This window comes from Vreelandella boliviensis LC1 (assembly GCF_000236035.1).
Taxonomy (GTDB): Bacteria; Pseudomonadota; Gammaproteobacteria; order Pseudomonadales; family Halomonadaceae; genus Vreelandella; species Vreelandella boliviensis.
Window position 1 is genome coordinate 301,103 of the sequence record NZ_JH393257.1, and the last position, 21,214, is coordinate 322,316.

General features: G+C 54.6%; 19 protein-coding genes. 10 read left to right on the plus strand and 9 right to left on the minus strand.

The features are described from left to right. Window positions 1-87: 87 nt before the first annotated feature. A complete protein-coding gene (locus tag KUC_RS01320; protein WP_007111261.1) occupies window positions 88-1,533 on the minus strand; it encodes a hypothetical protein in 1,446 nt (481 codons plus the stop codon). A 114-nt stretch (window positions 1,534-1,647) separates the two neighbouring features. Here KUC_RS01320 and KUC_RS01325 point away from each other — a divergent pair, with 114 nt between their 5' ends. Together KUC_RS01325 and KUC_RS01330 are read left to right on the plus strand one after the other, a co-directional pair. Continuing rightward, window positions 1,648-2,634, plus strand: a complete 987-nt coding sequence (locus tag KUC_RS01325; RefSeq protein ID WP_007111262.1) for a J domain-containing protein — start codon at window positions 1,648-1,650, stop codon at window positions 2,632-2,634. Between the two features lie 93 nt (window positions 2,635-2,727). Beyond that, window positions 2,728-3,159 (plus strand): hypothetical protein, encoded by a 432-nt coding sequence (locus KUC_RS01330; protein WP_040479157.1) that lies wholly within the window; start codon window positions 2,728-2,730, stop codon window positions 3,157-3,159. Here KUC_RS01330 and KUC_RS01335 read toward each other — a convergent pair. After that, a complete protein-coding gene (locus KUC_RS01335; RefSeq protein WP_007111263.1) occupies window positions 3,076-5,625 on the minus strand; it encodes a mechanosensitive ion channel family protein in 2,550 nt (849 codons plus the stop codon). The genes KUC_RS01330 and KUC_RS01335 overlap by 84 nt on opposite strands. A gap of 143 nt (window positions 5,626-5,768) precedes the next feature. On the opposite strand from KUC_RS01335, the gene KUC_RS01340 reads away from it, so the two are divergent. Both KUC_RS01340 and KUC_RS01345 read left to right on the plus strand, forming a co-directional pair. Beyond that, a complete protein-coding gene (locus KUC_RS01340) occupies window positions 5,769-6,779 on the plus strand; it encodes an amidoligase family protein (RefSeq protein WP_007111264.1) in 1,011 nt (336 codons plus the stop codon). A 60-nt stretch (window positions 6,780-6,839) separates the two neighbouring features. Then, window positions 6,840-7,520: a gamma-glutamyl-gamma-aminobutyrate hydrolase family protein gene (locus KUC_RS01345; RefSeq protein ID WP_007111265.1), complete on the plus strand. Its 681-nt coding sequence runs from the start codon at window positions 6,840-6,842 to the stop codon at window positions 7,518-7,520. Window positions 7,521-7,529: 9 nt separating this feature from the next. Here the strand turns inward: KUC_RS01345 and tpx are convergent, their stop codons facing one another. Then, window positions 7,530-8,030 (minus strand): thiol peroxidase, encoded by a 501-nt coding sequence (tpx, locus tag KUC_RS01350; RefSeq protein WP_007111266.1) that lies wholly within the window; start codon window positions 8,028-8,030, stop codon window positions 7,530-7,532. Between the two features lie 136 nt (window positions 8,031-8,166). Between tpx and KUC_RS01355 the strand changes: the two genes are divergently transcribed. Next, entirely contained in the window at window positions 8,167-8,883 is a 717-nt protein-coding gene (locus KUC_RS01355; protein ID WP_007111267.1) for a glutamine amidotransferase, read from the plus strand. Between the two features lie 29 nt (window positions 8,884-8,912). On the opposite strand, the gene nfi is transcribed toward KUC_RS01355, so the two are convergent. The 3 genes from nfi to KUC_RS01370 all read right to left on the minus strand — a co-directional run bounded on the left by nfi (window position 8,913) and on the right by KUC_RS01370 (window position 11,741). After that, window positions 8,913-9,599, minus strand: coding sequence for a deoxyribonuclease V (nfi, locus tag KUC_RS01360; protein ID WP_007111268.1), 687 nt, complete (start codon window positions 9,597-9,599; stop codon window positions 8,913-8,915). Between the two features lie 145 nt (window positions 9,600-9,744). Then, entirely contained in the window at window positions 9,745-11,460 is a 1,716-nt protein-coding gene (locus KUC_RS01365) for a DEAD/DEAH box helicase (protein WP_007111269.1), read from the minus strand. An 89-nt stretch (window positions 11,461-11,549) separates the two neighbouring features. After that, window positions 11,550-11,741, minus strand: coding sequence for a hypothetical protein (locus KUC_RS01370; RefSeq protein WP_007111270.1), 192 nt, complete (start codon window positions 11,739-11,741; stop codon window positions 11,550-11,552). Window positions 11,742-11,993: 252 nt separating this feature from the next. On the opposite strand from KUC_RS01370, the gene KUC_RS01375 reads away from it, so the two are divergent. Next, complete coding sequence (locus KUC_RS01375) at window positions 11,994-12,191, plus strand: CsbD family protein (protein WP_007111271.1); 198 nt, start codon at window positions 11,994-11,996, stop codon at window positions 12,189-12,191. Between the two features lie 122 nt (window positions 12,192-12,313). Further along, window positions 12,314-12,802, plus strand: coding sequence for a PRC-barrel domain-containing protein (locus KUC_RS01380; protein ID WP_040479160.1), 489 nt, complete (start codon window positions 12,314-12,316; stop codon window positions 12,800-12,802). 108 nt (window positions 12,803-12,910) lie between these two features. On the opposite strand, the gene KUC_RS01385 is transcribed toward KUC_RS01380, so the two are convergent. Together KUC_RS01385 and KUC_RS01390 are read right to left on the minus strand one after the other, a co-directional pair. Next, window positions 12,911-13,903, minus strand: coding sequence for a glutathione S-transferase family protein (locus KUC_RS01385; protein WP_007111273.1), 993 nt, complete (start codon window positions 13,901-13,903; stop codon window positions 12,911-12,913). 218 nt (window positions 13,904-14,121) lie between these two features. Continuing rightward, entirely contained in the window at window positions 14,122-15,045 is a 924-nt protein-coding gene (locus tag KUC_RS01390; RefSeq protein ID WP_040480092.1) for a LysR family transcriptional regulator, read from the minus strand. 460 nt (window positions 15,046-15,505) lie between these two features. Here KUC_RS01390 and KUC_RS01395 point away from each other — a divergent pair, with 460 nt between their 5' ends. Beyond that, complete coding sequence (locus KUC_RS01395) at window positions 15,506-17,227, plus strand: peptidoglycan DD-metalloendopeptidase family protein (RefSeq protein ID WP_040479168.1); 1,722 nt, start codon at window positions 15,506-15,508, stop codon at window positions 17,225-17,227. A 97-nt stretch (window positions 17,228-17,324) separates the two neighbouring features. On the opposite strand, the gene KUC_RS01400 is transcribed toward KUC_RS01395, so the two are convergent. After that, on the minus strand, window positions 17,325-18,962 hold the full coding sequence (locus KUC_RS01400; protein ID WP_040479169.1) for a L,D-transpeptidase family protein: 1,638 nt from the start codon (window positions 18,960-18,962) through the stop codon (window positions 17,325-17,327). A gap of 105 nt (window positions 18,963-19,067) precedes the next feature. On the opposite strand from KUC_RS01400, the gene KUC_RS01405 reads away from it, so the two are divergent. Further along, entirely contained in the window at window positions 19,068-19,790 is a 723-nt protein-coding gene (locus KUC_RS01405) for a murein L,D-transpeptidase catalytic domain family protein (RefSeq protein WP_007111277.1), read from the plus strand. Window positions 19,791-19,958: 168 nt separating this feature from the next. Then, window positions 19,959-21,071 carry a CZB domain-containing protein gene (locus KUC_RS01410; RefSeq protein WP_040479171.1) on the plus strand — a complete coding sequence of 371 codons (1,113 nt, stop codon included), beginning with the start codon at window positions 19,959-19,961 and terminating at the stop codon, window positions 21,069-21,071. The last annotated feature ends 143 nt before the right edge of the window (window positions 21,072-21,214 follow it).

Consider the following 21,214-nt stretch of genomic DNA (forward strand, 5'->3'; position numbering starts at 1 on the left):
CTTTGAGCCTAGTTCGCTGCCGGCAGTTTGCCTATGCCGGTTGGTTATCTCAAAGAGCGCATTGAGGCTGCGTTGACCTAGCGCAGTTTATTTGCCCTTTTCTGATGGCTGCTTATCCACCAGACTGCTCTCTTCCACTTTCTCAACATCGACAATGCCAGAGCGGCTAACGACGACCTTCCAGCGGGCCAGGTAGGGCCTATCTTCACTGCCCGTCTCACGAATTACCAAGTTAAGCAGGTGGCGGCGTTCGACACCTTCACGCACCGCTTGACCATCTTTTAGCCGGTAGATGTGATGCTTGCCCTTACTCATCAGCCGGGTGAGCATGGAGATATCCAGATTGAGCGTTTCGCGGGTGTGTTCATAACCGCTGAGAAAACGCGTAGGCGACATACGCGAGCTTGAACGGTAATGCAGCACCACTTCTTCGCGCTGCGCCACCTTGCGACGGCGAATCTGCTGAATATCCTCGCCCAACGAAGCAAACCGTTTGTAGTCAAACCACTCCAGTTGACGCCCCACCAAGGCATTATGCGTGGGGTCACGATACTGTCGGCGCCATTTAGGACGTCCTTTACGCAGCCAGCGCCAGAGGGTATTGCGCAAATCATCCTTAAACACTTCGCGCATGGCGTAGAGCAGCGCCATCGCCAATACAAACAGGGCAGTAATTCCCCCCAGCACGCTGCGCAATTGCAGTACACCCAGGGTGACAAATGTCATCACCACAGCTGTCGCCAGTGCCTTGACAGCTTTCTGCTCGCCGCCACCCAGCTCCAACGCCTCTTGCTTCAAGGTGATCGGATGCTCAATCAAGCGCCGCAGCAGGCGCATTTTATTCGACATGCGAGTAGGGTCAGCCATCACACGCTCAGCGTTATACTGCTTTTCGCGGCGATACTCATCCTCACGATGGTAGACACTGATAAAACGACGACGAATATCGGTAAACTCACCGCCACGGGGCATATGCGCCACCAGCGCCAGCAACTGTTGTTCGGTAAACCAGGAGAGGTAATTATCAATATTGGCAAAGTACTTATTGAAGCTTTCATCATCAGGCTGATGACGTCGCAGCCGCTTGAGAATGCCGTCACTTAGGTCGATCATTTCATGCAGTTGGTCGAGCAGAGCGACGCTACTTTGTTGTACCTCGCGGTTCTCTTCCCGCTCCTCGTGGCGGGCATGACGAAGCTTATTGGCACTCACTAGCATCGATCGAGTAGTACGTTCCATCGCTTCCACGTATTGGTAGGCATAAAGGCTTAGACTCAACCGGTACGAGTCGCTACCAAGACGATTACGACTGGCCAGTCGACTGTGCACCAGTGGCAGGAGATACTCATCACTGTAGTAGGTGCGAGAGACATTGATGGCAGCATGATAAAACGCTTCTTCTGAGATAAGCTGGGTGCTTAATCCCAAGTCGCCAGGCACAAAAAGATAGACGTCGAGGTTATGCGATGTCTCTTCCTTGAGCCGCCGGGTAAGACGCAGCTGAAAGCTGTTTTTACGCTCAACGTTGATCAACTCATCAATCTCCTACTCCTTTGCCTAACTTGATGATATACCATGGCTAAAATGATCATGGTGCCGTATAAAGCCACCGCCCTCTGTTCACCTATTCATCTGTGGAGCTAGGAAATGTCCATTGCCCGTTTTTCACCCTTTGAGCTGCTGCTACTAAAGAGCCGCAGCCAAGTGGATACGGCAACCCTGCTGCTGTTGGCCTGGGTGCTGGTGCACCGCCAACACGTCTCGGAAGGTCAGCGGCGCCGCCGCTTGGCCCAGGTGACCGCGCAGTTTCGCCACGGGCATGAACTGAGTCCGGTTATGAGTATTGCTCATAGCCAAGACCTACAAGCGATTCAACTAGCCGCCGAGGTCGTTCGCAAAGAGTGCGGCACTGAGCGCAGCCTGAGCGTTATTCATCAGGCGATTACCGTTGCCACCGATGACGGCGAACTGTCGCTGGCCAACCACTATATTTTACGCTTTTTAGCCGATTTACTAAGCGTTACCCCGGTGACCTTAAACACTTTGTTCAAGGAAATCACCGGCACCTCGCTTGCCACCCCCGAAGACCCTAGCCGTGATGCCTACTGGCAAACTCACGATCCAGACTACCATGCTCGAAAAGCACGCGAGGCTGAGGCCGCCGAGCAGCAGCACCAACAGGCCAACGCTCGGGCCGAACAGCAGCAGCGAAAAAAACAGCAGCGCCACCAACAGAAGCAGCAAAAACAGCAGGAGAAGCAGCAGCGTCAGGAGCAGGCTCGTCAAGCCCGGGAACAGGAGCAGCAGCGCCAGCGTGAACAGACGCGCCGACAGGAGCAGGAGCGGCAAAGGCAGCAACAGCAGCGCGAACAGCACCGCTCTCGTCAGCAAGAGCATCGCAATCGCCAGCAGCGTCCCTCATCGCCGCCACCCGACCGCACCACGCGAGCGCTTTCAGTGCTGGGACTTACCCCAGGCGCCACCCGTATAGAAGTTCGCCACGCCTATCGGCGGATGGCGCAGCTCCACCACCCAGATCGCTTCTATTCGGAAAGCGAACACCAGGTAGCCTTGGCTTCAGCGCGTTTTCAGCGAATTAAAAACGCCTATGATTATTTGATGCAAACTTACTAAGACCATGTAAAGTTAGAGGTTTCGCACTATGCGCTGGCCCACGAGAATCAAGCCCTATGAGAAACAAGGCCCAAGAGAAACAATAGCCCCCCTATGCGCGATTTGTACCAGCGCCTCGCGGTTTCCCCCGAGGCCAACGACCAAGAAATCAACCAAGCCGTCGCTAGCTGCCTGCATAGCGCGCTACGCCAGGATGCCGAGGCAGTGTTCGCCGTTGCCGAACGCCGCGAAACCTACGATACGCTGCACGACACCGTGAGCAATATTGGCAAGCTGCGAGCACGCCTAGGGCTCAGCCACGGCGCTCACTGGCAGGGCGATGTAGCTAACGACTTTTCGCTGCCGCCTGACCACGCCATTTCGCGTCACGACGAACTGGTTGACCGCGTTAGCCACGCGGTCTCGCTGTATAATCGCTGGCGCCGCTTACGCGGGCCATGGCTACTGGTCGCCGTGTTCGCCGCCGGGGGTGGCATAGGTATCGCCTTGGGGCTCGCCCTGTGCCTGGGGCTTTTGCCGATGTGACGCTGAACGATTATCCGTCTTATCGTGCTTGCGCGCCTGCTCATCCTGGCGGATCTCGGCTTTTGTCGGGCGCGGCGCGGGCTTCGGCGGTGCAGGTTTCTTATGATGCTCGGTGTTTGATTCACTTTCTTGCGCTGCTTCACTCTTGTCCTGTTCACTCATGTCCTGTTCAATCTTGGACGAGCCGTTTTCTTGCGAGTCTTTTTCTGGCGAGCCCTTTTCTAAAGAGAACGAAGTGCCCGCGGTGGCCTCCATGCGGTCTTCAGAGCGAGCTTCCATACTGATACTGAGACGCGGCACGCCAAGATCAATCTCTTCGGCTTCCATACGCTGCTTCAGCAGTAGGTTAAATGCACGCGAGACATCCCATTGCATCTCTGGCGCGGTGCGAAAACGCATGCGTAAAATGGGGCAGCCATCTTCAAAGCCCTGGACACCCTGCATTTCCAGCGGTGACCAGATGTAGTGGCGCATCATCGGGTCGCGTCGCAGCTCCTGGGCGGTCTCCTGCATCAGCGTAATCGCATCGTCGATTTTCATATCAAACGGTATACGGATACGCATCAGCGCGATGCCGAACTGACGGGACATGTTATGTATCGACTCAATACGGCTAAAGGTGATGATGTGCACAATCCCATCCAAATCCCGCAGCCGCACGGTGCGCAGCGTCAGTCCCTCAACCGTGCCCATATGATTATTAATCTGTACAAAGTCATCTACCGCCAGCGAATCTTCGATCAAGATAAAAATGCCGGTAATTAAATCCTGCACTAACGTTTGAGCACCAAAACCAATCGCCAGACCGATCACACCAGCACCGGCTAGCAGCGGCGTGACGTTGACACCCAAATTGGCCAACCCAGCGATGACGGCAATAATCAAAATGGTGACGAAAATGACGTTGCGAATCATCGGCGTGATGGTTTGTGCCCGGGCCTGATTGACCCGCCGCCCCCGGGAGCGCGCCGACGACGTCAGCGCCCGCTGAATGGCGGTGTCGGCAAATATCCACACCAACCATGCCAGCAGCACGGTGGCACCCAGGCTAACCAGTGCCTGACCAATCCGTGCACTGGCCACGGCCTGCTGGCCCAGTCCAAAGAATGAACCGCCCCACACCTGCATCGAGAGTTCAGCAAACACCATCCACGAACAGATATGCGCCAACACAAAGCCGAAGCGCTCTAAACGTTTACGGTACTGGCTCTGACGGTGTCGGTGGCGACGCTTACCCATCCGTTCCGCCTGACGGCGCAGCAACCCAGTGACCACCAGCGTAAGCACCAATAGGCTGGCGGAAATAATTGAGCGCGCCAGGGCGGTTCCCACATCGCCAACGGTGATAAAAATTGCCAGCAAGGAACCCATTACCATCAGCAGCGCCGGTATATGCCATAACCCCCCCAGAGAGCGAACCATCTCGACGGCGGCATTGGCATCCCTACGCTGCTTGTAGGGGCGGTTGCAAATCAAATGGCGCACAGGGCGTTTAAATTTAAGAATAAACCGCGCGACCAAAAGCGCCGCGAGCATATTGGAAAGAACAGAGACTAGGCTCGACAACTCGCTACCCAGCATGTCGACCAGGCGAGTGGAGTTAACCGCATCGCCAAGCGCAATCAAGGCACCGATCACAAATAGACCGCGCAAAGCACGTTGTTGAAGTAGTTGTACCGCAGTAAACCGATGGCCGCGGCTAAAGAACGCGATCACCGTTTCAAATACCACCGACAGCGCTCGGCCACACAGGCAGATATAGGCCACCACCAGCACTAATGTCCGCCCTGGACTATCGGGCAGCACTTGACCAATACCCAATGTTAGAGCAAACGCCAACGCCCAAGGCAGCATGCGACGCAAAAAGTGCACTGCTAACAGCCAGCCCTTCGGATCCCGGGGCAGATCAAGGGGCCACTCACGCCGGGTTGCCAGCATACGCCCAAAGGCAATCATCATCACCAGCAGCACGATCCATATCAGGGCGAGCACGGCTCCTTCAACGACTGCGCGAATCGCTTCACCCTGGTCGGCATCATCGTTAAGCGCGCGCAAATCCTCCGCGCCTTGAACGAGATGGCGTGACCACTGATCAACCGGCGAGTCACCCGACTGGGCCTGATCGCCAAGATCGCTTAAGGTGTCGGCGAGTGCGCCCAGCAGCCCTTGGTGCACCACACCCTCGTCCTCACTGACAGCGTCCGCCGCGACCTGCAGCTCGCGTAGCGATTTAAGCAACTCGGTGCGACGCTCTTCATTTTCGAGCATGGTGATAACGTCAGTTAGCGAACTCTGGAACTCTTCGCCACTGACCTCGGTCGTTTCCTCTCCAGAACCGCTGCTCAGCCCAGGCAGCGACACCGTTTGCGCCTGGGCCTGTGTTATTGCCATGCTTGTCACTGCTAGGCTTGCCAACACAAACAAGAAAAAGCCTATTACTGAATTGATTAACCAGTGCTGTCGCACGCCCTACTCCTAAAAATTAGCTTTGATGGCGCCCTGCTTATCGTGTGCCGCCGCTATGGTTTACTGAACCCAGTAATACGCTCAGTCTCAATGCGTGACTATGATAGGCTGGAGACTTAAACGTTCACCTCAAGGATGCCGAGATGACGCTACAAGCTCCACCTAATCGCTTAAACAGCCACGGGAAAATCCGGCAAGTTGGCGTCGAAATTGAATTCGCTGGCCTGCCGCCCCGAGACACGGCGATGATCGTACGTGAGCTGTTTGGCGGGGAGCTTAACGTGGTAAGCCCCCATCGGCTACTAGTAGAGGATACCCGTTGGGGTGAATTTGGTATCGAGCTCGACACCCAGTACGCACATCCCGATAAATCGCTGGTCGACGACCCTCACGCCGAAGACAGCGAATGGGCCCGCCATCAGCATCAGCGGCGGGTCGAGTTTCATCAAAAAACCCGCGAATTGATTGGTGACATGGTCACCGGTCTGGTGCCTACTGAAATCGTTTGCCCACCGATACCTTGGAATGAACTGGAAGATTTAGACACGCTGTTTGAAGCACTGCGTGAACACGGCGCTAAGGGCACCGATGCCAGTCTGCTGTATGGGTTTGGGTTGCACCTAAACCCTGAAGTTGAGCGCTTTGACGTTGACTACTTGCTCGCCATGCTGCGCGCTTACCTGCTGCTGGCTGGCTGGCTGCGCGACGAAATCAAAGTCGATATTACCCGTGAGATGCTGCCCCACGCGAATCCATTTCCCAAAGCCTACGCGCTAAAAGTACTTGATAGCCGCTATTCGCCTGATCTCGACACGCTAATTGACGACTACCTGCACTACAATCCAACGCGCAATCGCGAGCTGGATATGCTACCGCTATTTGCCTACCTGCGCCCCGACCACTCCCATGAATTGCTGCATACCCAGCTTACCAAGCCGCGCCCTACCTTTCATTATCGCCTACCTAACGCCCAGCTTTCCCAGCCAGGGTGGGGTTCAGTGGTAGAGTGGAATCGCTGGGTGGAAGTTGAGAAACTTGCCGCTAATTCTGAGGTTTTGCTCGCTCGCTGCGCTGAGTATATCGCCGACCATAACCGACCAATGCTGACCCGTATAAAAGAAAAATTGGTTCGATGGCTTCGTCGTGAGCGCTAGCTTTCTTACAGCACCCGGTTTTGCATCTTTCATTTCCTGTCACAGTGAGTAACTACCCGCATGACTCGGCCGCTTATCGGAATTACTACCTCTGACCAAAAAAGCCTCCTAGCGTGGTGGTTTGATTGGTTTGCCGTCTGGCGGCATGGCGGCAAACCGCTGCGGTTATCGCCTTCGCGGCCGCAGCCAGAAAGCCTTGATGGCTTAATTATTGGCGGCGGCGACGATATTCAGGCCCATCTTTACGGTGACGAAGTCCAACTGGATGTGCGCCTTGACCCTGCTCGGGATGAGCTTGAGCTTTCCCTGCTTGAGCGTTTTATTCCGTTGAATACCCCTGTACTGGGCATTTGCCGGGGGGCGCAATTAATCAACGTGCACCTTGGCGGCACGCTGGATCCCGATATCTACACCACCAATGAAGGGATTAAACGGCGCCGCACAGTACTGCCGCGCAAAACCGTTGATATAGTCGGGGCGAGTCAGTTGCATCGCTTGCTAGGGGTCACCTGGTGCCGGGTTAACAGCCTGCATCATCAAGCCGTTTATCAGGCGGGCAGAGGGATAGAAATCGTCGCCCGGGATCGGGATGGTTTGGTGCAAGGCATCGAGTCGCGGGAGCACGACTTTTTGATTGGCGTGCAGTGGCACCCGGAGTGGCTGATTTTCAACCGCCCCCAGCAGCGCTTGATTCGCGCGCTGGTGAGGGCGTCAGAACAGCATGCTGAACGGCGGGGTTAAGAGTACGAACTAGCCCAACACCGCCAAGGCAGCCTGGTAATCAGGCTCGTTCTTCAACTCGCTCACCAGCTCGCTATGCAGCACGCGGTTTTCGGCATCCAGCACCACTACTGCGCGGGCGCATAGGCCTTCCATGGGGTTGTTGCACAGCGCCACGCCCCAGGCTTCGCGAAACTCGGGGTGGCGGAAAGTAGATAGCGTTTCGACGTTATCCAGTCCTTCCGCGCCACAAAAGCGTTTGGCCGCAAAGGGTAAATCCGCTGAAACGACCAATACCACGGTGTCCGCAAGGTTAGACGCCAGCTCGTTAAAGTGACGCGTGGACATAGCACAGGTGGGTGTATCCACACTGGGAATGATATTAAGCACTTTACGCTTGCCTGCATACGTATCGAGCGTAACGTCTTGCAGGTCGGTGTTCGTCAGCGTCATGGCAGGTGCCGCCTGCCCTTCTGCGGGCAGTGTGCCCGCCACATCCAGCGGTTCGCCTGCACGGGTGATCTGTTGCATTATCTACTCCTCATGACGTTAATAATTAAAGCATTCTTACCATTTAAGAAGCCATGTTAGGCTATCTTCACGCCTTTGTGCTCTTCCTTAAAGGCCTTTGTTCAACGTTTGCGTTTCATCATACCGAGGGAGTGATATGGCCTGTGTATTGATCGTTAAAACCGGTGACGCTTTTCCAGAAGTTGTCGACCAGCACGGTGATTTTGAAACGCTATTTAAAAAGCAGCTTAGCACTGCACTGCCGACCCATTTAGATCTGCAGGTGTGGGACGCAACACGCCAACCCAGCGCCCCTGACCTTGATGCAGTGGCGGGCATTTTGATTACTGGCTCGCACAGTATGGTCAGCGATGCCGAACCCTGGAGCGAAGCGCTTAAGCCGTGGCTGCAAGAGGCACTGGCAAACGACACGCCTATGCTAGGCGTTTGCTATGGCCACCAGTTAATGGCCACCGCTTTTGGCGGCGTGAGCGACTACCATCCGGCGGGCCGCGAATCCGGCACACGCACCGTGCGGCTAACCCAGGCAGGCCAGCAAGACCCGCTGTTTAGCCAACTACCGGCGAACTTTGTCGCCCACCTGACCCATGCCCAGTCAGTGATGCAAGCGCCTCTCAATTGCACGGTGTTAGCCCATAACAACCACGACGCCCACCAGGCGCTGCGCTACGGCCCACGCCAGTGGAGTGTGCAGTTTCACCCCGAGTTTACGGCGCCAGTGATGCGTGCCTACCTTGAACGCCAACGCGCTGCGCTGCGGGACCAGGGCGAAGAGCCCGATACGCTGCTGGCGAATATTACTGACTGCCATGAAGCCACCAGCCTGCTGCGGCGCTTTTTGGACTTTTTATAGCCCTTAGCAAAAACCCTTAGCAAAAGCCACTACTGACGCTCATCACGCCGTGAAGCCAACCTATCTGCTAGCCGTGTAGGCTCAGGTAGCTTGGTACGCCCTAAGCAGCGCAACACCCAGGCCAGTGAGGTCTCAAGAGTGATACGGTGCCCAGGCGATACGTATATGGGTTTAACCTTGGTTCGGGAGCGCAAAACCGCACCAATGGTCTCTTGCCCCGCATATAGCGGCACCCAGTCGCCGCGCTGCTCGCCCATCTCAACGTGTTGGCCATATAGGCGTGACTTGGCAATGCCGATGGTGGGCAAATCCAGCCATAGTCCTAAGTGAGCCGCCACGCCTAACCGGCGTGGGTGCGCAATCCCCTGGCCATCAACCATCACCAGTTCAGGCATCACGCTGAGTTTTTCAAATGCCCCCAGCGCGGCTGGGATTTCTCGAAACGAAAGCAGACCTGGAATGTAGGGCATGCGGGTGGGCTCGCGATGAACCACTTGCTCAACCACCGTTAAATCCGGTGCGGTGGCAGGATCCCATTTCAATACCACTACCGCTGCCCGGGTGATTTCGCCGCTGTCTTCAAAACCGATATCCACCCCGGCGATATGCGTTATCGGCGCTAGGCGATCTGTCATTTCCAATCGCTGCGCCAACTGCGACTGCAGCGCCCTGGCCTCTCGCGGGGCCAAATTCCATTCGTGAAGCGGTGCGGGCATGGCTTCCTCCCTGAACGTAAACAATCCTGTGAATGAAGAATAAGGTAGCAAAAAAACGCCCCCGCACCAGTAAAGGTGCGGGGGCGTTGAGATATTCTCAGCTGCTGCTTGGCGGCAGCTGATTAATCCTTATGTTGATGAAGGCTTAGGCGCGTTCGCGACGACGTACCGGCGCATCGCCTTCGTCACGACGACGGCGCGGAGCCCGCTCTGCCGGTGCGCTGTCTTCGCTGATTTCCAGCGGACGACCGGCCACACGGGCACGGGCCATCTTGGTCAGAATCGTCGAGGGCAAGCCGCTCGGCAGTTCGACCACAGAGAAAGCGTTGCGAATATCGATACGACCGATACGCGCGCCTTCAATGCCGCCTTCGTTAGCGAGGGCACCGACGAGTTGGCCAGGCTTGACGCCATCTTTATGACCAACCGATACGCGGTAGCGCGTCATACCTTCAGTCGGCGCGCCAGTACGTTCGCGGCGTGCACCCGGCTTACCGCCAGCCGCTCCATCACGCGAGGGCTTCTCTTTGCGCGGCGCCTGTAGGCGACCAATCGGCGGCTCGTCAGCGCGCGCCATAGCGGCAAACGCACAGGTTAGCTCGATCGGGTCATGACCTTCTTCGATCAGGCGCTCAATCAGAGCACGCTGCTCTTCGGCGCCTTTAGTCAAGGAGGCAATAACACGCTGATGGAAGACTTCATCGCGATGCGCGCGAATAGCGGCTTCGTCAGGCAGCGGCATTTCGGTCATTTTCTGACCGGTTGCCTGCTCCATCCAACCCACTTTGCGCGCTTCACGGAAGCCGGCAAAGGTAATCGCGATGCCGCTACGACCCGCACGACCGGTACGGCCGATACGGTGCGTGTAAGCTTCGGCATCTTGGGGCAGGTCGTAGTTGATCACGTGAGTGATACGCGACACGTCAAGACCACGGGCTGCCACGTCAGTGGCGATCAGCACGTCGACTTTGCCACGCTTCAAGCGCGTAATGGTACGCTCACGCAGGCTCTGATCGAGATCACCCGACAGGCCAGCGGCGTTAACGCCACGAGCAGTCAACTGCTCAACGAGCGTGGTACAAGCTGCACGGGTACGCACAAAGACGATGGCACCATCGACCGGCTCGACTTCAAGGATACGTGCAACGGCTTCAAGCTTAGCGCCACCGTCAACGCGCACAATGCGCTGTTCGATGTTTTCGCCGGTCGTAGTGCCCGACTCAATCGCAACTTTCACCGGATTAACCAAGTAACGGTTAACGATGCGCTCAATTTCAGTCGGCAGAGTCGCCGAGAAGAACACACGCTGAGCATCTTTCGGGGTATCGGCAACCACGCGTTTTACGTCGTCGATAAAGCCCATGCGCAGCATTTCATCAGCTTCATCCAGCACTAGGGCGGAGAGGCCATCAAGCTTGAGGCTACCGCGATCCAGGTGGTCGATAATCCGGCCAGGAGTACCGACAACTACTTGCGCGCCACGCTTAAGGGCGCCCAGCTGTTCACGGTACTCTTGACCACCACATAGGGTCGCAACTTCGAGACCTTTCAGGTTTTGGCCATACTTACTAAACGAGGCAGCTACTTGCTGAGCCAATTCGCGGGTTGGTGCCATTACCAACACTTGCGGCTCACGGCGAGTCAGTTCTAAACGTGACAGTAACGGTAATGCAAACGCTGCCGTTTTGCCGGTACCGGTTTGTGCTTGGCCCAGCATATCGCGGCCTTCAAGCAGCGCAGGGATGGTTTGCGCTTGAATCGGCGAGGGAACTAGGTATCCCTGTGATTCAACAGCAGACAGAACGGCAGGCAAAAGAGCCAGATCGCCGAAGCTCGGCGAGGCGACAGAAGTCGAGGTCATTAATCACACCTTGGTAGGCCGGTAAGTACCGGCAAAAAAACATCATAAGCGTCTCTGACTCTGTCATCGCACAACGACATAAAGTGTGGTCATTGTCGATAACAGGCACCGCCATAGCGGTCAAAGCCATCAATGGAGTCGGAGACGCCGGTCGCACCTAGCATCCGGTTGGCAAACACCGCGTTAGCGGGCCAACCGCTGTGGCGACCTTCTGCGCCGATTTCACCCGTGTGGTGAAATACTGGAGGCGCGCCATCTTCACAGCAATGAATATCTCGCAAATGGCGAGATATTCCCGCAAGCGCTACTACGAATAACTATTAATATAGACCCATTAATAATTGTGCAGATGTACGCTCACCGTCATGATGGAGGGGTCAACACATGCGAGGAGGCCGCATCCTACCATTGCATTTGGCTTCTGACCAGCACTTTTAAGTTGCGCCACCTTGGATCAAGGACTTGCACTCATGCAGATATGGTCTAACCTGGAAAGTGCCTAATCAAGTTCACTATTCTCAAGGAGCGATGCAATGAACTGGGATCAAATTGAAGGCAAATGGAAAGAAATGAAGGGTAAGGCCCGATCTAGCTGGGGCGAGATTACTGACGATGAATTGGATCAGATCGGCGGTAAGAAAGATCAGCTAATAGGCAAGATTCAGCAGAAGTACGGTCTCGAACGCGAAGAAGCAGAGCGTCAAGCCGACGACTGGGCTGATAAGCAGTAACCCTTTTACTGCACCTTCAGTACTCTATTTCCAGTACTCTATTTCTGTTTTAAGTAGGTCGGCTTTTTTAGCAACATTCGGTAAGCGACCTACCACCTACCGTAGCCACATGGAGAGATGCTATGCGTAAGACAATCCTGACAACCGCGATCGGTACTGCCCTACTGGGAACCTTTGCTATGGGTGCTCATGCCTCCAACGGGCCCCAGGGCATGTACTCTGCAGAAGACATTCTTGATGCCGAGGTCTATTTTGCTGGCGGTTCCGGTGAAGAGATTGGCGAAGTTGATGACATCCTGTTTGATGAAGAGATGCGAATCACTGCGCTGGTCATTGAGAGCGGTTCAGTACTCGGCTTAGGTGGTCGCGAAATCGTTGTGGGTACCGATTACTTCACCCTCGAAACCGACACAGAAGATGATGGTGATACCGAACACCGCATCATGGTCGAAGCCAGCCAGGAAGAGGTAGAAGCCTTTCCTGCTTATAATAACGAGTGGTGGGAACAGACCAAAGCTAACGCTCGAGACGCTTGGCAAACGACCCGAGAGGGCGCTGAAAGCGCTTGGCAACGTACCCGTGAAGCGTTAGATATCGATGATAATGGCTAACGATTACTAGCTGTGTTTAGCCGTATCGCAACGCTAGCAACAGAATCGTAACGCTAGAAAAGGGCCGCCCAATTGGGCGGCCCTTTTGATGCCTGCCTAAGTAAGTGATTAACGGCGGCGCACACCTTTGCCAGGCAAACGCTCCCGGTCGTGATGCTGCTGGAAATCAAGCAGCGGACCGGCAGGCACAATCCGGGTAGGGTTAATCGTGTCGTGGCTATAATAGTAGTGGCGCTTGATGTGATCCATATTGACGGTCTCAGCCACCCCCGGCCACTGGTAGATCTCCCTCACGTAATTGGAAAGGTTGGGATAATCCTCAATGCGCTTAAGATTGCATTTGAAGTGGCCGTAGTAAACCGCGTCGAAACGTATCAGGGTGGTAAACAGGCGAATGTCTGCCTCGGTCAACCACTCCCCTGCCAAGTAACGCTGCTCGCTTAAACGGGCTTCCATGCGGTCGAGGGCGTCAAACAATGCCTTCACATGCTTCTCATAAACCGCCTGCTCGGTGGCAAAGCCTGATTTATAGACACCATTATTAATGTGATCGTAGATATCGGCGTTGACGTCATCGATGACGCCACGCAGGTCTTGCGGGTAAAAATCCAAGTCGTTGCCGGTCAACTCATCAAACGCATGGTTAAACATACGCAGCAGATCCGCGGACTCATTATTAATAATAGCGTTGCGCTGCTTGTCCCATAGCACGGGCACGGTGACACGACCTGTATAGCTTGGGTCGGTCATGGTATACAACTGATGGTGAAGGTCGACGCCATTAATGGGGTCGCCACTGGCGCCTTCGTCCTGGCGGTAGGTCCAGCCTTGGTCGAGCATTAAGGGGCTAACATGGGACGTGCCGATCAACGGCTCCAGCCCTTTCAACTTACGCATAATCAATGTGCGATGCGCCCAGGGGCAGGCTAACGATACATATAAATGATAGCGCTCTTGTTCCGCGGGGTAGCAATCACCGTCTGTTTCCGGCTGGTCGCCCACCCAATCGCGCAACTGGGCTGACTCGCGTACAAATTCACCACCATGTTTTTTGGTGTCATACCACTGATCTTGCCATTTGCCGTTTACAAGCAGTCCCATCGGGCGTCTCCTGAAAAGTCTTTTGGGGTCTTAGGGCCCGTTTTTACCCGCGGCGGCGTTAGTCGTCGTTCATTTGGAATAACCAAACATCTCTCCTCCTACCTTGCCGCAAATAAAAACGGGCTCCAGCGCGGCCGTGAGTGAAACGTCAACAGGCCCTAGCTATAGCGTTACTTTTTTCAGCATACGCCCGCTTCAAGGAGGCTCAAGCGGATGTTTTACGGCCTTTCATTCGAGTCAGTCGAATCATGCAGCGCACACTCGCTTACCACAGCTTGTTTCAGCGCGGCTGCCATCGCATGAGCCGCAGGCCCTGCCCGATCCCGGTCGCGAAAAATCATCTGAATCGGCACTTCGCGAATACCGCCCGCGGGTAATGGCAGCGGTTTTAATTGACCGCTCTTTAACTCATCAGAAATACGTGTCTCCGGCATCCAGGCAAAGCCCAGGCCACGCCTTAGCATATCGAGAGAGGTGTTTAGGTGGCTGACAGTCCAGCGCTGTTCAGCTTTCAACCAGCCAGCGTTGGTTGATTGGCGCAGTGCTGAATCACGCACCACCAACTGCCGATGCTGGGCCAAGTCGCGCAGATCCAACGAGCGACCTAACTGATGCAGCGCATGTTGGGGATGCGCCACCGCAACAAAACGAACTGCTACCAGCGGTTCGCCCAAGAAGCCCTGCGCCTCAATGCCGGAGACCACTAAGTCTGCGCGGCCATCGTAGAGCATTTCAATGCCGCCATTGAGTACGCTCTCGTGTAACTGAACGCGCACCTGGGGATACGTTTCAGAGAAGCGTTCTAACGCTTTGGCTTGAGCGGCGGCAGGAAATACCTGATCGATTGCCACCACCACTTCCGCTTCTAAACCAGCCGCTAACCGGGTGGCGACGTCCTCAAGTGAAGCCGCACTCTCTATTAATTGACGTGCACGCCGAAGCAGCAGCTCTCCAGCTTCGGTTAACCGCACTTGTCGGCCAATAGGCTCCAGCACCTGGACGCCTAACTGCTCTTCTAATTTATGAACGGCATGATTCAGCGTGGAAGGACTTTTATGTACAGCTTCTGCCGCACGCGCAAATCCACCGTGGTCAACCACGGCGGCCAACATTTGCCATTGTGAAAGTGTTACCCGGGACATTTCGATTTCCTCAACGCAATACAGCGAAATAATGCGCTTAATGTTCGAAAAACTTGTGTTCGAAAACATGTGTTCGAAAACATGGCTAGAATGCCAGGAAACAGCCAACACTTCCGCTCCTGCTTGTAAAATGGCTGAGAATATTCGCTAGCGGCAGGCAAAAAATGCTCAGCGCCTAGCGAGCAACCAAACGCTCCACATTTGTTATATTTGGACTTTAAAAACTTTATTTTTGTCTATGGTTAACTCAGGTTATTTATTAAGCACACTTTATTGGTTACATTTGTTAGCAAACGGTGTTTATAAATAGTAATCTTTGTCTATTATTGTCATATTTGTATTAAATTACATTTTATGTATAGACATACAGTCTATCCTCTCATGCTTTCATGGGGTATGGTTTACGGGTTTATTCACTTTATAGTTATTTTTAATCACGAACTCGGCGGTCCATTTTCCCATGTTGCGAATCCTTCATTCGCTGCCCCGCACGCATAAATTATTACTGTTACCCGTGGCTACAATGGTCACTGTGCTGGGCACACAAAAATTATTGACGACATACCAAGATTTAAATCAACTACATACACCACTCGAAAGCGTGCTGGTACCACTTCCAAGCGACTCTACTCCGGGCGTTCCTTCCCTACGTCAAGAACGGACCCCCGTGGCAGATGCGATCGACCGCGCCTCACGCGCCCTCGACGCCACCCGCGAAAATATTCCTCTCAGTGAACTCACAGTAACCGAGATCATTGACCTTGACGTGATTGCCAGCGCAGAAGCCGGTATGGCGAATCAATCAGCCCTAGGTAGTGATGTCACGGTGCTGAATGCCGCATCACTCAATGCACCAATGATTAATACTCCAGCACTGGGCAGCGGTGCCCTTGATGATGGCGCGCTGCATATGGCGATTGTGCTGGGCACGCTGACCAGCGGAATGCTGGATGCAGATAACAGCTCCTCTGTTGAGCTAGCCGACGCCACCTCTTATGAAGACTACGGCGTTGAGCTATTTGACGATATCTCGTTCCTGGACTTAGAACTGGCGGCAGAAGAACCGTTCGTGCCTAAATGGAAAACACACATTGTTGAATCCGGCGAAACTTTTGCCGTACTGGCACAGAATGAACTAGGCCTTGGCTACAGTGAAGTGATGGCCCTGCTTGAGGATTTACCCGATCAGCGCATGCTAACGAATTGGCGCGCCGGCCACAGCTTTGATTATCAGTTGGATGAAGATGGGCGTTTGTTATCACTTCGCATGATGAAAAATACCCGTGATGGCATATTGCTGGAGCAAGATGCAGACCACTTTGCCATCACCACTATTGAACGCCAGGGCGAACCTGTTCAGCGCCTCTATGCAGGTAGCGTCAGCGGTAGTTTTGCGCGTTCGGCCCAAGCGACCGGCTTGAACAGCGGCTCGGTAACAGAACTGACAAAGCTGCTTGAGAAGAAACTCGATTTTCGGCGTGACAGCCGCCGCGGCGACCGTTTTCAGGTGCTGGTTGAGTCCGACATGATCGATGGGGAAACGCTTGATTCTCGCGTATTAGCGGTTCATTACGATGGCGAACGCATGGACTTAACCGTTGTTCGTAATGCCAGCGACGATAATTTCTATACGCCTGAGGGCGGCAGCTTGGATCCTGCCTTTGCCCGCCACCCGTTTGATGGCAGCTATCGGTTAAGCTCCAGCTTCAATCCGCGGCGCAAGCACCCGGTCACTGGCCGTATTAGCCCCCATAACGGCACTGACTTTGCCATGCCGATTGGCACACCGGTAACGGCTCCCGCTAATGGTGTCGTTGAGCGCGTGAGTAACCATCACGCTGCAGGACGCTATATTGTCGTCCGTCACGACAATGGCTACCGGACGCGCTACCTGCACCTCTCACGCCCGCTGGTCAAGCAAGGTGAACGCGTAACGATGGGCGAGCGTATTGCACTGTCAGGCAATACAGGTCGTAGCACCGGCCCTCACCTGCACTATGAAGTCATCGTCAACAACTCGCCGGTGAATGCGATGACCGTTCCCCTACCCGAAAACACTAGTTTGAGCGGCGACACGCTTATTGCCTTCCAAAACCAGGCTGCGCCAATGTTAGCTGCGCTGGAAAGCGGCGAAACCGGGCCGGTTAGCGTGGCTAACTATCAGCAGGAAAGCGACGACTAGCACTTCGCTACCCAATAACGAATGCCTATACGTAAAACACCGCCTTCAACTAGGCGGTGTTTTACGTTGGCGTGCATTATTCTACAAATACTCAACCTTACACTGGGCGCTGCAATGCAGCCAGTAGCGACGCATCGCGACGATAGATGTCAGGCCTAAACTCCACCTCGCCTTCGGCATTCGGCCACGCGGTTAAATAGTGCAGTGCAATGGGAATACGCTGGGGCAAACTCACATTGCGATCGCTACCGCCATTTAACAGCGTACTCATCTGGTAACGACTGCCGGTGTCTTGCAGCAGCATTTGCGCTAGCTCAGCCACGCCTTCAACCCGAATACAGCCTGAACTGAGTGCACGCTGTTCACGCTGGAATAAACCCCTTGCGGGGGTGTCATGCAAATAGATCATATCATCGTTGGGAAACCGAACCACGACGCGACCTAGCGGGTTACCCGCGCCCGCCACTTGACGCAACATAACGCCGCCGGGGCGCTGCCAATCAATCTCCTCTGCAACGAGAGGCTCACCCATGGGGCTAATCACCTGGATGTTTTTACGCGCTAAGTAATCGATATCGGCACGCACCTGGGGCAATACATCCTCGCGCATAATCGTCGGTGGGATCGTCCAGGAAGGGTTAATGGTTAAATGGCTGATCGTGGAGTGGATAATCGGCGTTTCGCGATGCGGTGTTCCTACCACCACCCGGGCATCCCAGTGCTGGCCGTTCGGGCGCACGTAATGCATCCGGTAGCCTGCAATATCGACCCATACCCTTGGCTCAGCTGACTGCATCGGACGGATCCACCGCGCGCGCTCTAAATTGACCCGCAGTTGATCGATTCGTGACGCCACCGAAGTATTCAATGCCAGACGAGTTTGTTCACCCACCACGCCATCTTCCTGCAGCAAATGGCGGCGCTGAAAACGCCTCACAGCAGCTTCTAGCGGTGCATCAAAGGTGCGCCTATTAGACGCCACCTGCACCCCAATCATTGGATAAGCACTGCTGTCAGCCACCTGCAAATCAGCCTCTCCCCACAGCGCTAAACGTTGACGCAGCACATTAACACCGTCAGCTTCGTCCCCTGGCCTAAGCGACTCATCCCGCGCGGCTAAATAGGGCACGCTGCCTAAGCTAGCCAACTGATAATGCTGCTTCAGGGCGTCGCGCAACTGCTGATATTCGGCTGATGAGGGCCGGGCCAGCGCGATGGCGTTATCAAGCGTACGATCATCGACGGCATGCACAACGCGCACAAGCGAGTAACCACGTTCAGGGCGCGGCACATCCCACTGGGGCTCGACATCACGCGGGTTCACTTTGCCGCGCTCTAAATGATCCAACGCTAGCAGCAGCGATGCAGTCGCTTTAATATCAAACGACGCCTGAGCGACTTCACCACCTGCCTGACTACGCTGAAACTCATTGAGCAGCGTGTCAGCGTGGTAATCTTCGGGTACTAAGCCGTCGGTTTCCAAGCTATTTAGTGCAGCGACTAATGATTCAACCGTCCTCGCTGACTGCCAGGCGGGCTGACCATCGCGCAGCTGATAAAACTCTGCAACGGTGGGTAGCCGGTGCGCTTCCACAGTGCTTAATTGTTGGGCTATTGCCTGTTGTAACGGTGCTGAATCCGCATACACATTGCTGATGCCTAAAGGGCTGTGGGTAAGCGTTAGACATAGAGCGATCCCTATCGTCCATCGTCTTAGTGACTGTATCTCTTTCATCGCCCTCTCCTTGCGTTACTATAGACTTCTACACCGCCGACCTTCTTTTTTATCTTAGTCGGCTACCCATCATCATGATTGATATTACTAACGGGATCGATTTATATGGCGCTTCGTCCACATCTTGTCACGTTACTGTTTTCATTGCCTTTAGCATTATTTACATTACCGCTACACGCCGCCAGCTTCTTCGCCCAAGTTGCTTCAACTCCCCCCGCAGGCATACTACCTTTACACCACCAACTGCAGCAGCTAGCACCCCAGGCATCGCCCGCCGCACTGCGTTTGGCCGCTCAAGCCCTTAATTGCGCCGAACCGGATGCCGAGCGCCTAGCGGTGATCGATTACTCCCTGCCATCTACAGAGCCCCGCCTGTGGGTATTTGATTTGCGCCAGCATAAATTGCTTTTCGAAGAGCTTGTCTCTCACGGACAAGGTTCCGGCGACGCCCAAGCAGAGACGTTTTCCAATACCCCCGACAGCCATCAGTCCAGCATTGGCTTATTTCGCACCATGAACAGCTATTATGGCCGCAACGGCTATTCGCTACGCCTAGAGGGCCTTGAACCCAACGTCAACGACTTGGCGTTTGAGCGCGCTATTGTGATCCACGGCGCTGACTATGTAAGCGACGCGTTCATCACCCAAACAGGAAGACTCGGACGCAGTCATGGATGTCCGGCGGTAAGTGAAGACGTTACTTACCCGCTGATCGACAGCCTAAAAGAGGATCAGTATGTCTTCGCTTATTATCCCGATGCCGAGTGGCTTGCCACCTCAGCATTTCTAGGCTGCACAGCGGACGCCGCACAGCTTGCCCAGCGCTAATTTCGGGACTTTTAGTCAAGGTGAGCGTTAACAATCTCAGTCTCGCAGCTAGTCAGTGGCTCAATTTCATCATTTACGGCAACTAAATCAGGCGTTCGGAGGAACCTTCTGCAATACTTTGTGACAAATTAACACAAGGTATTGCTATTTGCCGTAGGTGCCTCTGCCATGTTCACCTTTATGCACCCGTATCAAAAAATTCGCCGCCTGGAACAGGAAGTCGCCGATTTACGAGAGCAGCTTGACGCTGCTACTCCTTCCCCCAGCTGCCGCTTAATAAGCCTGATGAAACCGGCGCAATCCATCGGCATGCTACAGGCGAGGGGTACAGATATGCTGGCTTCTCTAAATAGCGGCATTCAGGAATACGCCGACCAGCTTGCCGGCGAGCGCTCCACATTAACGGAAACGGCTAATTTAATCGCCGCAGCTGAACAAGCCGTCAATACCCTTGATCAGCGTTGCCTCAACACAGAGCATGCCGAAGCGTTACCCCCGTTAGTGCTAGCCAAAACCTTACACGCCCTAAACCAGTTGCAGGTCGCCCTCTCGCGGAATGCGGGCCATGCCCAAGCGTTAGCGGTTAGCACGGCGCTTGAAACAGCCCATAGCCAAGGTCTACTTGGCAGCACTGCCCCCACTAACCAGCAGTCTCCAGGGCTGGCAGCCATTGCAGATGACGTGCACCGCTTAGCGCTTAATATGCACCGATTTAGCCACCAGCTCAGCTTGCTGATGGAGCAAGTTAATAGCCAAGTAAGAGAGCACTCACAAGCCGTGGTGAAAAAGCGCTTGGCAGACGATGAGATAGCCCACTCGGCGCAAACAGCCAAGCAAGCATTGTATCAACTTGCTGATCAAACCCTGCATATGCACAAAGTGATTCATCACAGCGCCACTGCTGCATTTTTACACTCCGCTAAGCTTGATCATGCGGTGTGGAAGTGCCGACTTTATAAGCAGCTACTATCTGCCAACACAGATACCCTGTTAGAAGACCACCACCAATGTCGTTTAGGCCGCTGGCACCAGCAGGGTGAAGGCTATCAGCGTTACGCTTGCACCGAGGCTTATCGAGCGCTGGCGGCACCGCATCGCCGCATGCACGAAAGCGGCGCTGAAGCGCTTAAGTTTGCCCGCTTGGGCGACCGCAATGGTCAATTGGCCGCCTTAGGCGTGATGGAAGAAGCCAGCCAGCAGCTTGCCCTTCAGCTGGACAACCTAATGGAGCACGCCATATTTGAGGCGCCATACTCGCCCAGCCATCACTCACCGCTATAGGGGGCACCTTAAAGAGGAGGAAAACTACGCGCCTCTTTGTTGAAGCCACTCCCTTGAGTGCTCATTGTGGAGCTGTCCGCTAAATAGCCTTTCGTCTTCTCTAGCTGCCTATGTCATGCTGTTTTCACTGCAATCACACTCCT